At 71.0% G+C, this 15,103-nt stretch carries 13 protein-coding genes; 8 read left to right on the top strand and 5 right to left on the bottom strand.

Annotated elements, in window-relative coordinates:
* Positions 1-45: 45 nt before the first annotated feature.
* Positions 46-978: a glycine betaine ABC transporter substrate-binding protein gene (locus ACQPYD_RS31020; RefSeq protein ID WP_433698912.1), complete on the top strand. Its 933-nt coding sequence runs from the start codon at positions 46-48 to the stop codon at positions 976-978.
* Positions 979-1,076: 98 nt separating this feature from the next.
* On the opposite strand, the gene ACQPYD_RS31015 is transcribed toward ACQPYD_RS31020, so the two are convergent.
* Positions 1,077-1,691: a rhomboid family intramembrane serine protease gene (locus tag ACQPYD_RS31015; protein ID WP_330160585.1), complete on the bottom strand. Its 615-nt coding sequence runs from the start codon at positions 1,689-1,691 to the stop codon at positions 1,077-1,079.
* Positions 1,692-1,794: 103 nt separating this feature from the next.
* Positions 1,795-2,250 (bottom strand): hypothetical protein, encoded by a 456-nt coding sequence (locus ACQPYD_RS31010; protein WP_330160586.1) that lies wholly within the window; start codon positions 2,248-2,250, stop codon positions 1,795-1,797.
* Between the two features lie 683 nt (positions 2,251-2,933).
* Here ACQPYD_RS31010 and ACQPYD_RS31005 point away from each other — a divergent pair.
* The 5 genes from ACQPYD_RS31005 to dacB all read left to right on the top strand — a co-directional run bounded on the left by ACQPYD_RS31005 (position 2,934) and on the right by dacB (position 10,805).
* Positions 2,934-4,625: an ABC transporter family substrate-binding protein gene (locus ACQPYD_RS31005; RefSeq protein WP_433698909.1), complete on the top strand. Its 1,692-nt coding sequence runs from the start codon at positions 2,934-2,936 to the stop codon at positions 4,623-4,625.
* A gap of 178 nt (positions 4,626-4,803) precedes the next feature.
* Complete coding sequence (locus ACQPYD_RS31000) at positions 4,804-5,814, top strand: ABC transporter permease (RefSeq protein WP_267947062.1); 1,011 nt, start codon at positions 4,804-4,806, stop codon at positions 5,812-5,814.
* A 91-nt stretch (positions 5,815-5,905) separates the two neighbouring features.
* Positions 5,906-6,745 carry an ABC transporter permease gene (locus tag ACQPYD_RS30995; protein ID WP_433702182.1) on the top strand — a complete coding sequence of 280 codons (840 nt, stop codon included), beginning with the start codon at positions 5,906-5,908 and terminating at the stop codon, positions 6,743-6,745.
* On the top strand, positions 6,742-8,970 hold the full coding sequence (locus ACQPYD_RS30990; protein ID WP_433698907.1) for an ABC transporter ATP-binding protein: 2,229 nt from the start codon (positions 6,742-6,744) through the stop codon (positions 8,968-8,970). Before ACQPYD_RS30995 ends, ACQPYD_RS30990 begins: the two co-directional genes overlap by 4 nt.
* A gap of 218 nt (positions 8,971-9,188) precedes the next feature.
* Positions 9,189-10,805, top strand: coding sequence for a D-alanyl-D-alanine carboxypeptidase/D-alanyl-D-alanine endopeptidase (dacB, locus tag ACQPYD_RS30985; protein ID WP_433698906.1), 1,617 nt, complete (start codon positions 9,189-9,191; stop codon positions 10,803-10,805).
* 198 nt (positions 10,806-11,003) lie between these two features.
* Here the strand turns inward: dacB and ACQPYD_RS30980 are convergent, their stop codons facing one another.
* Positions 11,004-11,555: a TIGR03086 family metal-binding protein gene (locus ACQPYD_RS30980; protein WP_433698904.1), complete on the bottom strand. Its 552-nt coding sequence runs from the start codon at positions 11,553-11,555 to the stop codon at positions 11,004-11,006.
* Between the two features lie 201 nt (positions 11,556-11,756).
* On the opposite strand from ACQPYD_RS30980, the gene ACQPYD_RS30975 reads away from it, so the two are divergent.
* Entirely contained in the window at positions 11,757-12,560 is an 804-nt protein-coding gene (locus ACQPYD_RS30975; protein ID WP_433698902.1) for a DUF6597 domain-containing transcriptional factor, read from the top strand.
* On the opposite strand, the gene ACQPYD_RS30970 is transcribed toward ACQPYD_RS30975, so the two are convergent.
* Together ACQPYD_RS30970 and ACQPYD_RS30965 are read right to left on the bottom strand one after the other, a co-directional pair.
* A complete protein-coding gene (locus ACQPYD_RS30970) occupies positions 12,529-13,053 on the bottom strand; it encodes a TetR/AcrR family transcriptional regulator (protein WP_433702181.1) in 525 nt (174 codons plus the stop codon). The genes ACQPYD_RS30975 and ACQPYD_RS30970 overlap by 32 nt on opposite strands.
* Before the next feature lie 65 nt (positions 13,054-13,118).
* A complete protein-coding gene (locus ACQPYD_RS30965; protein ID WP_433698900.1) occupies positions 13,119-13,442 on the bottom strand; it encodes a DMT family transporter in 324 nt (107 codons plus the stop codon).
* Positions 13,443-13,750: 308 nt separating this feature from the next.
* Between ACQPYD_RS30965 and ACQPYD_RS30960 the strand changes: the two genes are divergently transcribed.
* Complete coding sequence (locus ACQPYD_RS30960) at positions 13,751-15,049, top strand: Ig-like domain-containing protein (protein WP_433698899.1); 1,299 nt, start codon at positions 13,751-13,753, stop codon at positions 15,047-15,049.
* Positions 15,050-15,103 lie beyond the last annotated feature (54 nt).

Below are 15,103 nucleotides of genomic sequence, written 5' to 3'. Positions count from 1 at the left end.
CGACCCGGCCCCGCACACGGAATTACCTAGGGAAGGAATCCCACGATGTACACCCCCAAGCGCATGACCGCGCTGTCCGCCGCCGGCATGAGCGCCGCCCTCCTCCTGACCGCCTGCGGTGGCGGCGGGGAGGACCTGACCGGCCCCGCGGAGGGCGAGGGCGGGGACAACAAGGAGATCAACATCGCGCTGATCGCCTGGGAGGAGGGCATCGCCACCACCGCCATGTGGGAGGTGATCCTGGAGGAGCTGGACTACGACGTCACCATCACCGACGTCGACGTCGCCCCCATGTACCAGGGTGCCGCCAACGGCGACGTGGACCTGTTCCTCGACACCTGGCTGCCGATCACGCACTCGGACTACTGGGAGGACTACGGCGACCAGCTGGAGGACCTGGGCGTCTGGTACGACAACGCCGTCCTGACGATCACCGTCCCCACCTACATGGAGGACGTGAACAGCATCGCCGACCTGACCGACCACGCCGAGGAGCTGGGCGGCCAGATCATCGGCATCGACCCGGGCGCCGGCCTGACCCGGGTCACCAAGGAGGAGGCGATGCCGGGCTACGGCCTGGACGAGGACTTCGAGCTCGTCGAGTCCTCCACCGCGGCGATGCTCGCCGAGCTGGACTCGGCCATCGCCGAGGAGGAGCCCATCGTCGTCACCCTGTGGCGTCCGCACCCCGCCTACGCGCAGCACGACCTGAAGGACCTCGAGGACCCCGAGGGCCTCATGGGCGACGCCGAGCAGATCCACGCGGTCGGCCGTGACGGCTTCTCCGAGGAGTACCCGGAGCTCAGCGAGTGGATCGGGAACTGGGAGATGTCCGACGACGAGCTGGCCTCCCTGGAGGTGCTGACCGTCGGCGAGGACGTCGAGGACCCGCAGGCGGGCGCCCGCACCTGGCTGTCGGAGAACCCGGAGTTCCTGGAGCGCACCCTGGGCGAGGCCGCCGAGGGCCTGGAGTTCTAGCCCGCCGGGCCGGCGGCGCGCGGGGCCGCGCGCCGCGCCCGCGGAGGGAAGCGTGAACGGGCCGCCCCCGAGGGGGCGGCCCGTCCGTGTGCCGGGGGTCAGGGGGCGTAGTAGCCGCCCTGGGCGCCGCCGTAGCCCTGGTTGAGCTGGCGGGCCCTCTCCCTCCTGGGGAGCAGGTACGCCGCGAGCAGGCCGCCGAGGAAGCCGAAGAGGTGGGCCTGCCAGGAGACGCCGGGGTACTGGGGGAGGACGCCCCAGATCATCGTCCCGTAGAAGAGGACCACGCAGATCATGATGACGATGTCGACCGTCTTGCGCTCGACGATGCCGCGCAGGACCGTGTAGCCGAAGTAGCCGAACACCAGGCCGCTGGCGCCGACGGTGAGGGAGAAGGGCGAGCTGAACAGCCAGACCCCGACCCCGCTGACGACGATGACGATCAGCGTGGTGAGCAGGAACCGGCCCAGGCCGCTGAACGCCACGAGGGAGCCGAGCACCAGGAACGGCAGCGAGTTGCCGATGAGGTGTTCGAGGTTGCCGTGCATGAAGGGCGCGGTCAGCACGGTCCAGGGCTGGTCGAAGTTCCAGGCGCGCAGGCCGAACCCGCGGTCGAGCGCTCCCCGGAGGACGAAGCTGTCGAGGATCTCGAGGACCCACATGGCCGCGAGCATCCCCGCTACGGTCAGGACGGCGGTGATTCTGGACTGCTTCACGTCATCGAGGGTAGATGACACCGGCTTGCAGCGGTATGTCTGTGGGGCGCGTGGTGGGTAATTGTCTGATGTGTCCAGAGTCGTCCCAGGGGGACCCGGACGGTCAGGACGTCAGGGAGCGCTTGCGCGGCGGAATGCCGGCCACCGCCATGAACGACTCGACCTTGGCGGGGCTGGTCATCCCGGTGAGCGGCAGGTACGTGCGCGCGGCACGGCGGCTCTGGAGCGAGGGGAAGCGCTTGGGGCGCCCGGTGGAGTCGCACAGGCCCAGGGAGCGGATGCGACCCGGCAGGACGTAGTAGGAGCCGATGTCGTGGAAGGGGACGCGCACGATGTAGCGGCCCCGCTGGTAGCGGAACTCGCCGTCGGAGACCTCCAGGACGGGGGCCTTGATCATGTGGCCGTGCGCGGCCAGGCCGGCGCCCCCGAGGGCGAGGAGCAGGCCGAGGGTGATGTGGGCCCAGTGCCCGGGGTCGATCGCGACCACCACGACGCCGAGTACCACCAGCGCGTAACCTGCCCACAGCTCCACGTGTTTACGGCCTACGGGGCAGACCATGCGGACTGTTTCGGACACGGCAGATGCCTCTCTCGCTGGGTGCTGCGGTGGGATGACGGCGGTCGCCGTTCCCGACCCTATCGGCTCCGCGGGCATGCGAACGGTGGTTTCGGACAGCTCCGCCGAGGGGTTAGGTCTCGGGTATGCGTGCTTTGGTGTCACCAGTTCCCTTTGACGCTTTTACCTGATTAACATCATGTCATCCCACGAATCACTCGAAAGTGCCCGGCGATCCACGAGGGCGGCGTTTGTGATGAAAGAAAAGTGAGACTTTCGCCCTTGGTGGGGATTTTGGTGCCTTGTGTCCGTTTTTCTCTCGGTAATCATGCGCGAGCAACTTGTAGTTAAACGACGTTTACTTTATCGTCAACATTGTTGACTCGTGTCAATGTCCAGCAATGCATTTCTGGCTTGTCCGAATCTGGTGTCTGGGCACTGTTGCGTGAGGTCGCCTCTGACCTGCGCCGACTGGTCGTGTTACCGCTGTATTGAGGGTTTGTGTCGACGCCCAAGGTCGATGGGCGCGAACCGGTTGCGGATGGGTCACGAATCTGCCCGTAGGGCTATACAGACATTTCGCTCAATGGTCTTCTGATCGACTAATCGCCTAGGCTCGGCTGGCTGTGTGCGAACCACACAAACCCGCGCGGTCCGGCTCGTATTAGTGATCAAGGGTGTGACTGATGGAGAATCGTAGGAAATTGCTGGCCGCCGCCGCTGTCGGCGTCTCGGCTGCCCTGGTGCTGGGCGCCTGCTCGCCCCCCGAGGACAGCGGCGGTGGCGGTGATGGAAGCTCCGTCACCTGGATCGTCAACCAGGCCGGGGGCGGCTGGAACCACAACGCTCCCGAGGGCGGTTCGGTCTACGTCATCCAGATGCTCCACGGCGTCCTCCCCACGACCGGGTTCTACAACCCGGAGGGCCAGTGGGAGTGGAACTCCGACCTCATCGTCAACACTCCCGAGCTGCTCAGCGAAGACCCCATGGTCTGGGAGTACGAGATCAACCCGGACGCCAACTGGAGCGACGGCGAGCCCATCGACGCCGACGACTTCATCTGGGCCTGGAAGATGAACAGCGGCAAGGAGGAGCTCTGCGCCGAGATCTGCAACTCCCGCGGATCCGACGTCGACGTGCTGATCGAGAGCGTCGAGGGCTCCGAGGACGGCAAGACCGTCACGGTGACCATCGAGGAGGGGACGCAGTTCCCCGAGTGGTTCACCTTCGCCCAGGACGGCCTCTACCCGTCGCACCTCGCCGAGGCCGAGGGCTTCGACCTCGACACCCCCGAGGGCATGCTGGAGTCCTCCCACTGGTTCAACGAGAACCCCGTGACCGTCTCCGGCGGCCCGTACATCTTCGAGGGCACCCCCGAGCTCGACGGGCGGATCGTCAAGACCGTCAACGAGGAGTACTACGGCCCGGCCCCGGAGATCCAGGAGATCATCCAGCAGGTCAACACCGAGGAGGGCAGCTGGGTCCCGGCGCTGACCAACGGCGAGGTCCAGGGCGGCTCCCCGGCCTCCTGGTCCGACGACGTCATCACGCAGCTCGAGGACGCCCCCGACGTCGAGTTCGGCATCGAGTCCGGCGGCAGCTGGGAACACCTCGACGTCAACCTGGACAACGAGGCGCTGTCCGACCGGGCGCTGCGCCAGGGCATCTTCACCGCCATCGACGTCCAGAACATCGCGACCCGCACCTACGGCGAGAAGTTCCCCGAGGTCGAGCCCCGCACGAACCACATCTTCTCCTCCTCGAGCGAGCACCACGAGGACGTCATCACCCCCACCGGGCAGGGCACCGGTGACACCGAGGCCGCCCTGGAGCTCCTGGAGGAGGCCGGCTACGAGCTCAACGGCGAGACCCTCGAACTCGACGGCGAGGCGGTCCCGGCCCTGCGCCTGCGCTACACCGCCGGCCACGTCGCCCGCGAGATCATCGCCGAGCTGATCCAGGCCGACCTGGCCGAGATCGGCGTCACCGCCGAGATCGAGACCACCGACGACCTGGGCGGCACCCTCGCCGAGCAGGACTTCGACCTGATGATCTACGGCTGGAGCACCACCCCGGCCTTCGCCAGCACGCCCTACAACTACTGGCACAGCACGAGCCTGAGCAACCACGGCAAGCTGGACGTCCCCGAGGTCGACGAGCTCACGGAGCAGGCGCAGAACGTGGCCACCTCCGAGGAGGCCGCCGTGTTCGCCAACGAGGCCGCCGCTCTCGTGGCCGAGGAGGCCTACGTCCTGCCGTTCGTGGACACCCCGTCGTTCTACTTCTACGACACCAACTACCTCGGCAACGTCACGGACAACAACACCCAGTCGCGCCGAGCCCAGTGGAACCAGCACGAGTGGACCGCGGTCAACTAGCGCACCTCCCGGCCCGCACCGCTCCGTGCTGAACAGCGGGGAGACGCGCCCGGACCGGTGACCGCCGACGGGACGAGAGTCCCGGCGGCGGCCCGGCCCGGGCGGGCCCCGCCCGCCGTCCCCCGCGGCGGGCGGGGCCGCCTCCCCGTTCCGGGAGCGCTCACCGAAGGACCTTCCCATGCTCGTATACACCGCGCGTCGCCTCGCCGTGGCGATCCCAGTGCTCCTGGCGGCGTCGGTTCTCGTGTTCCTCATGGTCGACCTCAGCGGCGACCCGCTGGCGGACATGCGCCTCGCGCAGCCGCCGCCCAGCGAGGAGGCCATCGCCGCCGCGGAGGCCCGCTACTACCTGGACCGGTCGACCCCGGAACGGTACTGGCTCTGGATGACGGGGATCGGCGGCAACGGAGACATCGGCCTGCTCCAGGGCGAGTTCGGACCCTCGGTCCGGGGCGGCGCCTTCGACATCGGCGAACAGCTCGCCTCCGGCATCTCCGTCACCCTCCGCCTCGTCTCCGCCGCCCTCGTCTTCGCCCTCGGGCTGGCGGTCATCTCCGGCGTCGTCAGCGCCATGCGCCAGTACTCCAAGCTGGACTACACCCTCACCTTCATCGGGTTCCTCGCCCTCGCCATGCCGACGTTCTGGCTGGGCGCGCTGATCCGGGAGGGCGGGCTGGTCTTCAACCAGTCCACGGGCACCTCGTTCTTCTTCACCATCGGGGCGAACTCGGCCCGGGTGGGCAACATGACCAACTGGGAGTACTTCCTCGACTCCGCCGGTCACCTCGTGCTCCCCACCATCACCCTGATGCTGACCAGCTACGCGGCGTGGAGCCGCTACCAGCGCACGTCGATGCTGGAGGTGCTCAACAGCGACTACGTGCGCCTCGCCAGGTCCAAGGGCGTGCGCAACAGCGTGGTCGTCCGGCGGCACGCGCTGCGCACCGCGCTGATCCCCCTGGTCACCGTCGCCACCATCGGCTTCGTCGGCATCATCGAGGGCGTGGTGATCACCGAGACCATCTTCCAGTGGCGCGGTCTCGGGTACTTCTTCATCGAGGCGGTCAGGGCACAGGACGCGTTCGCGCTCATGTCCTGGCTGATGCTCAGCGGCACCCTCGTCGTCGTCGCCAACCTCATCGCCGACATCCTGTACGGCGTTCTCGACCCGAGGATCCGCTATGAGTGACATCGACAGCCGTACGGCGAGCGGGAAGGGCCCCGCCGGGCTCCCCGCCGGAGGCGACGTCAACCGGGGGGAGGAGCTGAGCCAGGTCCGGATGGTCTGGCGCCGGTTCCGCCGGCACCGGGCGGCGATGGTCAGCCTGGTCGTCCTGGGCCTCATCACGGCGTTCGCCTTCGTCGGCCCCTTCGTGTGGCCGTGGGACCACACCGTCAGCCGGGACATCCTCGGCAACCAGCCGCCGAGCCCGCAGCACCCCTTCGGCACCACCAACCAGGGCAACGACGTGTTCGCGCAGACGATGCGCGGCACCCAGCAGTCCCTCAAGGTCGCCCTCACCGTCGCGGTCCTGTCGACCGTGATCGGCTCGGTCTGGGGCGCGGTCGCGGGCTACTACCGCGGCAGGGTCGACGCGATCATGATGCGCGTCGTCGACGTGTTCCTCATCGTGCCGCTCATCGTCGCCGTGGCGGCGATCAACGGCAACGTCCGGGGCGGGACCACCTGGTACGCGGTGGCGCTCATCATGTGCCTGTTCTCCTGGGCCACCATCGCCCGCGTGGTCCGCGGCGTGGTGCTCTCCCTGCGCGAACAGGAGTTCATCGAGGCGGCCAGGGCGGTGGGGGCCAGGGCCTCGCGGATCATCTTCCGCCACCTGCTGCCCAACGCGGCCGGACCGATCATCGTGGCCGCGACCCTGCTGGTGGCGGTGGCGGTCCTCACCGAGGCCGCGCTCTCCTTCATCGGGTTCGGCATCCAGCCGCCGGACATCTCCCTCGGGAAGATGGTGGAGGGATCCAGGACCGCGGCCTTCACCCGGCCCTGGCTGTTCTACCCGCCCGGCATCCTGATCGTCATGATCTGCCTGACGATCAACTTCATCGGTGACGGACTCCGGGACGCACTCGACCCACGACAGACGATGGTGCGGCGATGACCACGACCGAACACATGAGCGACGGCCCCGCCCCGACCGCGGGACACGATGTCGTCCTGGACGTCCGGGACCTCAGCGTCACCTTCTCGTCCGAGGACGGCCCCCTGGACGCCGTGCGCGGCGTCACCTACCAGGTCCGCCGCGGCGAGGCGCTGGGCATCGTCGGGGAGTCCGGCTCGGGCAAGTCGGTGACCTCGATGGCGATCATGGGCCTGCTGCCCAGGACCGCCAGGGTGACGGGATCGGCCAGGGTCCTCGACCAGGAGGTCATCGGGCTCGGCGACGCCGCGATCAGCAGGATCCGCGGCGAGAAGATCGCGATGATCTTCCAGGACCCCCTCACCTCGCTGAACCCGGTGTACACGATCGGCTACCAGATCGCCGAGGCCGTGCTCACCCACCGGGACGTGACCAAGAAGCAGGCGCGGGAGCGCGCCGTCGAACTCCTCGACAAGGTCGGCATCCCCAACCCCGAGCGCCGGGTCGACCAGTACCCGCACGAGCTGTCCGGCGGTATGCGCCAGCGGGTGGTCATCGCCATCGCGATGGCCAACGACCCCGACGTCATCATCGCCGACGAGCCCACGACCGCGCTGGACGTGACGGTCCAGGCCCAGGTGCTGGAGGCGCTGGAGGCGGCCCGCCGGGAGACCGGCGCCGCCCTCGTGCTGATCACCCACGACCTCGGCGTGGTCGCGGGACACGTGGACCGGGTGGCCGTCATGTACGCGGGCCGCCTGGTGGAGACGGGCACGGTCGAGGACGTCTTCTACCGTCCGCGCATGCCCTACGCCCTGGGCCTGCTGGGGTCGGTGCCCCGGCTGGACGGGGGGCGGCACGAACGGCTCACCCCCATCCTGGGGACGCCCCCCTCCCTGCTCAACCTCCCGCGCGGGTGCGCGTTCGCGCCGCGCTGCCCGATGGCGCAGGACATCTGCCAGGAGGAGGCGCCCGCGCTCGCGGAGCCGGCGGACATCGCGGCCCCCGGAGCGGGGGAGGAGGACGACCCCCTGCGCCGGCACCGGTCGGCCTGCCACTTCAGCGAGCGGTTGGCCGGGGTCCGTCCGGAGGACCTCTTCCGGCCCACCTCCGTGGACGCGGAAGCGCCCGCCGAGGTCCTCGCGGCCGAGCTGGCGGGGACCCGGCCGGAGGGGAGCACCGCGGGGAAGGCCCCGGAGGCTGAGCCCGGGACGGGCGCCGACGTGTCAGGCGCGGGGTCCGAGGTCCTGCTGACCGCCACCGACCTCGTCAAGAACTTCCCGATCCGCTCCAAGGGCATCCTCCGGCGCAAGGTCGGGGAGGTCCAGGCGGTCTCCGGCATCTCCCTGGAGCTGCGCGAGCACGAGACCCTCGCGCTCGTCGGCGAGTCGGGCTGCGGCAAGTCCACGACGGCGCGCCTCCTGCTCCAGCTGATCCGCCGGACGTCGGGCGACGTCCGGTACATGGGGCGGCCGCTGCACGACCTGTCGGACTCCCAGATGCGGCCGCTGCGCCGCGACCTCCAGCTGGTCTTCCAGGACCCGTTCGCCTCCCTCGACCCGCGCATGACGGTCTCGGACACGGTCGCGGAGCCGCTGCAGATCCACGGCCGGGCCAAGGGCGCGAGGACCCGGGTCAAGGAGCTCCTGGAGCTGGTGGGCCTCAACCCCGAGCACGGCTCGCGCTACCCGCACGAGTTCTCGGGGGGCCAGCGCCAGCGCATCGGCATCGCCCGTGCCCTGGCGCTCAACCCCAAGGTACTCATCCTGGACGAGCCGGTGTCGGCCCTGGACGTGTCGATCCAGGCGGGCGTGATCAACCTGCTGGAGGACCTCCAGGACGAGCTGGGGCTGTCGTACCTGTTCGTCTCGCACGACCTGTCGGTGGTCAGGCACATCGCCGACCGGGTCGCCGTCATGTACCTCGGCAAGATCGTGGAGACGGGCACGACCGACCAGCTGTTCAGCGCCCCGGCGCACCCGTACACGCAGGCGCTGATCTCGGCCATCCCGCTGCCGGACCCGGTCAAGGAGAGGACCCGGGAGCGGATCGTCGTCACCGGCGACGTGCCCAGTCCGGCCGACCCCCCGTCCGGCTGCCGGTTCCGCACCCGGTGCCCGAAGTTCGCCGGCGAGCTGTCGGAGGCCGAGCGGGTCAGGTGCGTGGAGGAGCCCCCGGACCTGCTGGACCGGGGGACCGGGCACCGGGACGCCTGCCACTACTCCCAGGTGGTCGAGCTGATCTGAGCCGTCCGGGGCGTCGGGCCGGCGGCGGGGCGGGAGCCCCGGCGCCGGCCCGACGGCGTTCCCCCGGGGCGGGGCCCGCCGGAGCCCCGCCCCGCCTCCGGGCATGCGGCGCGTCCCGGACGAAACCGCTCCGCCGCGCGGGGACTCGCGGCGAAACCCTGGATCGGCGGCCGTTCCTGGGCTAGGGTGCGTTGCTTCCGCCCCCTTCGAGGAGACCCATGAAGCAACCCTCCCCCGAACCCCTGCGCCCCCGCCGCACCGGAGGGCGCGGCGGCGCCCGGAGGGCCGCCGCCCTCGTCACGATCCCCCTGCTGCCGATGACGCTCCTGGGAGCGTCCCCCGCGCTCGCCGACGCCTCCGGGGCCCGCCTGACCGAGCTGCGCGAGGACATCGACGCCATCCTGGAGGACCCCGCCCTGGAGGGCGCCGTGTCGGGGGTGGTCGTCGTGGACACCGCGACCGGCGAGGAGCTGTACTCGCGCGACGGCGGCGAGCAGCTGCTGCCCGCCTCCAACATGAAGCTGTTCACCGCGGCCGCCGCCCTGGAGGTCCTGGGCGCCGACCACTCCTTCGGGACCGAGGTCGCGGCCGAGGCCGCTCCCGGGCGCCGGGGAGAGGTGCAGGACCTCTACCTGGTGGGCCGGGGCGACCCGACGCTCTCCGCCGAGGACCTGGACGCCATGGCCGCGGAGGTCGCGGCCTCCGGGGTCCGCACGGTCAAGGGCGACCTGTACGCCGACGACACGTGGTTCGACTCCGAGCGGCTCGTGGACGACTGGTGGCCCGAGGACGAGCCCTACGCCTACTCGGCGCAGATCTCGGCCCTGACGGTCGCCCACGGGGAGCGCTTCGACACCGGCGTGACGGAGGTCTCGGTGTCCCCCGCGGCGGAGGGCGAGCCCGCCGACGTGGACCTCGGCGCAGCCGAGGGCTACGCCGAGCTCGACAACCGGGCCGTCACCGGCGCAGCCGGCAGCGCCAACACCCTCGTCATCGACCGCCCGGTGGGCACGAACACCATCGCGGTCACCGGCTCGCTCCCCGCGGACGCCGCACCCGTGACCGCGCTGCGGACGGTCGACGAGCCCGCCGCGCTCGCGGGCCACCTCTTCGAGGAGGCGCTGGAGAGCAACGGCGTCACGGTGAAGGGCGACGTCGGCCTGGGCGGTGTCCCCGACGGCTGGCAGGACGCCGAGGTGCTCGCCGACCACACGTCGGCCGAGCTCTCCGAGATCCTCGTGCCCTTCATGAAGTTCAGCAACAACGGGCACGCCGAGATGCTGGTCAAGAGCATCGGACAGGAGACCGCCGGCGCGGGCACCTGGGACGCCGGCCTCGCGGGCGTGGAGGGCGCGCTGTCCGGCCTGGGCGTGGACACCGCCGGCCTGGTCCTCAACGACGGCTCCGGCCTGTCGCGGGGCAACCTGGTCACCGCGGACACCGTCGTCGACCTGCTCGGGCGGGCGGGCTCCGCCCCCTGGGCGCAGACCTGGTCCGCCTCGCTGCCGGTCGCGGGCGAGAGCGACCCGTTCGTCGGCGGCACCCTCGCCAACCGGATGCGCGGCACCGCCGCCGAGGGCGTGGTCGAGGCCAAGACCGGGACGATGAGCGGGGTCAGCGCCCTCTCCGGGTACGTGCCCGGACCGGAGGGCGACCTGGCGTTCAGCATCGTGAACAACGGCCACTCCGGACCCGCCCCCCTCGCGGTCCAGGACGCCGTCGCGGCGCGCCTGGCCGAGTACGCGGGCCACCGGGCGCCGGCGGGCGCCGCCCCGCTGCGCGCCCCGGTCCAGGGCAGCGGTGAGCTCGAGTGCTCCTGGGAGCAGGCCTGCTGACCGGAGGGGGCGCCTGCCGTCCGGCGGCGGCCCGAGGGCGCCCTCCGGCGGAGTGATCCGGCACGGCGCCGGTCCGGCAGCGCGCCGGCCGGCGGAAGCGGGACCGGCGGGCCGTACGCGGGCCCGCCGGGGACGAGGGCCACGGGTTCACCCCCGTGGCCCTCGGCCGTTCCCGGCCCCCGGTCCGCTCCCGTGCGCCTACCAGGCCCGGCGCCCGACGAAGGCGAGGAACCGCGTCTGGGCGTCCGCGCCCTCCGGCGGGGCGAGCTCGGGGCCGCAGACGCCGTTGCCGCGCATGCTGTCGCCGAACGCGGCGGTGTTCCCGTGCGCCCACCGCACGTCCTCCGGGTCCAGCCGGTCGTCCAGCCCCGCCGCGCGGGCCAGGTCCCAGCGGTGCACGACCAGGTCGAAGGAGAGGAACCGGTCGACGGAGCGCGCGAACGTCGTCGGTCCGAAGTACCCGTCGTACCCGGCGTCCGCGAGCTCCGGGTCGTCCAGGTCGGCCCGGACCACCGCGCGGGCCGCGTCCCAGGCGGCCGCGGGGTCCGCGTCCACCGAAGGGATGTCGCCCAGGTCCCGGCCGACCAGGCGGAGGAACATGCCCTGGGTGTCCACGACGTGGCGGACCACGTCCCGGGCGGTCCACCCCTCGCAGGGGGACGGGGCCGACCACCGGCCGTCGGGCACCGCGGCCACCGTCGCGGCGAAGGCGTCGGAGAGGCGGGCGTAGCGCCCGGAGATGTCGCTCATGGCAGGTGTCCCCCTGGATCGGTCGAGTTCAGGCCCCATCCTCGTCCCGCGGTCCCGCCGGGGTCTTGAAGAAACGCGACAGGGCCGGGCGGCCCGCACGGCCGGGCCCCTCCGGGGGGAGCGGGGCGGCGCCGGACCACCGTGCGGGTCGCGGGCCGGACGCTCCGGGAACCGTCCGGGCGGGGACCTACCCTGGTGCGTGTGAGACCAGAGCCCGTCGAGCGGGACGCGCGGGGCATCATCGACCCGGGGACGGGGCTGACCCGGTTCCGGCTCGACAGGTACGCGCCCTCCGCGCCGGTCGCCCGCTTCGTGGACCGCTACTGGCTGGCCTCGTGGAACCTGTCCGGGCACGAGCCGTACACCCAGCGGGTCCTTGCCCACCCCGTGGTCAACGTGGTGTTCACCGCGGGAGGGGCCGCGGTGCACGGACCCACCACGAAGGTCACCGTGCGCCGCCTGGAGGGGGAGGGGTGGGCGCTCGGGGTCATGTTCCGCCCGGCCGGGTTCCGACCCCTCCTCGGCCGCCCGATGAGCGGGATCGCCGACGCCTCCCTGCCCGTGTCGGAGGTGTTCGCCGGGGAGGTGTTCCCCGGGGCCCCGCACCCCCTCATGGCCGAGGTGGACCGGATCCTGGCCGGGAGGCTTCCCGCGGGCCGGGACCCGGCGGAGGACACCCGCGACCTCGTCGAGCGGGTGGCCGCGGACCCGGCGGTGGTCGGCGTCTCCGCCCTGGCCGAGCGCGAGGGGCTCGGTGTGCGGCTGCTCCAGCGCAGGTTCGCCGACCACGTCGGGCTCGGGCCCAAGGCGGTGATCCGCAGGTACCGGCTCTACGAGGCGGCGGAGCGGGCGAGGCGGGGGGCCGCCCCCGACTGGGGCGTGCTGGCCGCCGAACTGGGGTTCAGCGACCAGTCGCACCTGACCAGGGAGTTCACCTCGGTCATCGGGGTCCCGCCCGCCCGCTACGCGGCTCTCACGAGGAGCGGAGGGAGAGGAGCCGGGTGAGGACCCGGTGGATGGCGTCCGCGGTCAGCTCCGGGTCGGTGCAGGAGCGCATGAACAGGCCGTCCACGGTCGCGGAGGCGGTCGCGCGGTCGTCCGGATCGGGGAGGTACGGCGCGAGGAAGGAGTCCACCGCGCGGTTCCAGCGGTCGATCTGCGGGCGCAGGGCGGGACGCCGGGACGCGAGCAGGAACAGCTCGTACTCCGCGACGACCGAGGCCCGGTCGCCCCCGGCCCCCGCGCAGGAGATCAGTTCGGCGAACCCCCGCAGCGCCGCGTCCGCCTCGCGGGGGAGGGTTCCCAGGGCCTCCACGTAGGTGTCGTTGACCCTGGTGAGGGCGTCCACGAGCAGGTCGTCGACGGCCGCGTAGTAGTAGGTGACGGTGCTGGGCGGCACCCCCGCCTCCGCGGCGACGCGGCGCTGGCTGACGGCGCCCACGCCCTCGCGCTCCACGACCCGCATCGTGGCGTCGAGGAGCAGCCGGCGGCGCTGCATCCCCTTGAGCCTGCGGCCGTCGGTGGTCCCCTCGTCCGCCGTACCGTCCACGGCGCTCCTCCCCGTCAATGCGCGCCGCCCATCTCCAGTGCCATCACCCCTCCGATGATCAGGGCGATGCCTCCCACCTGGACCCAGGTGAGGGACTCCCCGAGGAAGAGCGCTCCGATCACCGCCACCAGCGCGATGCCCGCGGCCGCCCACACACCGTAGGCCACCCCCAGGTTCATTCCCCGCGCGAGGGCCTGGCTGAGCATGGTGAAGGCCGCGACGTAGCCGACCACGACGACCACCGAGGGGATCAGCCGGCTGAACCCCTCGGAGAGCTTGAGCGAGGTGGTGGCGGTCACCTCGGCGGCGATGGCGCCGACCAGCCAGAACCACGGCATGTCATCCTCCAGGAGAAAGTTGTTCGATTGCTCAGGTTTCGACTGAAGAGAAACCTGAGCGTCCGAACAAGATGTTATCCCCGGGGGCATCCCGGTGTACAGGGCGGTTCGGGGATGGCCGTAATCTCATACATGGAGGGCTTCTGGTACGTACCCCCTGGGTGTATGGTCGGCGGTTCCGGCGTCCCGCCCCGCGCCGGTGGTAACCGCTCTATACCGATGTGCGGGTTTTCAGAACCTTTTCCCCGCTGGTGCGTCTTAGTGGCAGTAGGCACACGGCGTTCGAGGTACGACATGGAGGTCCAGACGTGACGGGCAAGACCCCTGCGGCGGTGACGCGTCGGTTCGGCATCGGGCTGGCGGCGCTCGCGCTCGTCGCCACGGCCTGTACGTCCGGTGAGGCGGAGACGCAGGGCAACAGCCCCGACGCCGAAGGCGCGGACGCGGCCGAGCTGGTGATCACGCCGGAGGACGGCGCCCAGGAGGTCGCGCCCAACTCCCCCGTCACGGTGACCGCCGAGAACGGCGTCATCACCGACGTCGCGGTGGAGCAGGTCGTCATGAGCGAGGCCGCCGCGGACGAGGGCGAGGAGGACCCCGACCTCTACGCCATGACCGGCACCCTCAACGAGGAGGGGACCGAGTGGGTCAGCGACTGGAACCTGCGCCCCGGCTCGGAGATCGTGGTCACGGCCACCGCCGAGAACGACGCCGGTGAGACGACCGAGCTGGTCCAGGAGTTCACCACCCTGGACGCGGTGGCCGGTCAGCGCCTGGAACTGGAGTCCAACTTCCCCAGCTCCGGCGACACCGTCGGGGTCGGCATGCCGATCGTCATCAACTTCGACCTGCCGGTGACCAACAAGGCCCAGGTCGAGAACTCCATGGAGGTCGTCTCCGAGCAGGAGGTCGCGGGCGCCTGGAACTGGGTGAACGACAAGACCGCGCAGTTCCGCCCCGAGGAGTACTGGGACCCCTACCAGCAGGTCAGCGTCGACCTCCGCCTCGCGGGCGTCGAGGCGTCCGAGGGCGTCTACGGGGTGCGCAACCACCGGATCGACTTCGAGGTCGGCCGCGAGCTCATCGCCACCATGCACGTGCCCGACCACGAGATGGTCATCACCGTGGACGGCGAGCAGGAGCGCGTCATCGAGGTGAGCAACGGCAAGGAGAGTCGGCACTTCGACACCACGAGCAGCGGCACCCACGTGCTGATGGAGCGCTACGAGAGCCTGACGATGGACTCCGCGACCGTGGGCATCCCGGCGGACTCCCCGGGCTCCTACAAGGTCGACGTGCAGTACGCGGTCCGCACCTCGCACAGCGGCGAGTTCGTGCACGAGGCGTCCTACAACGGCAACATCGGCTCGGCCAACACCTCCAACGGCTGCACCAACCTGCGCATGGACGACGCGCTGTGGTTCTTCGAGAACACCCTGATGGGCGACGTCCTCGACACCACGGGCACCGACCGTGAGAAGGAGTGGGACAACGGCTGGGGCGTCTGGCAGAAGTCCTGGGACGAGTGGCTGGAGAGCAGCGCCACCGGCGAGGCCCAGATCACCGACGGCTCCGGCACCCCGGGCTCCGTGCACGGCGAGCAGTAGCCGCCGCACGTCCGAGGGGGCGTCGGGAACCACCTGGTTCCCGGCGCCCCCTCG

Source organism: Nocardiopsis sp. CA-288880 (assembly GCF_050955985.1).
In the GTDB taxonomy this organism is placed as follows: Bacteria; Actinomycetota; Actinomycetes; order Streptosporangiales; family Streptosporangiaceae; genus Nocardiopsis; species Nocardiopsis tropica.
The sequence above is the reverse complement of the archived record's forward strand: the minus strand, read 5'-3'. Positions and strand labels throughout refer to the sequence as shown.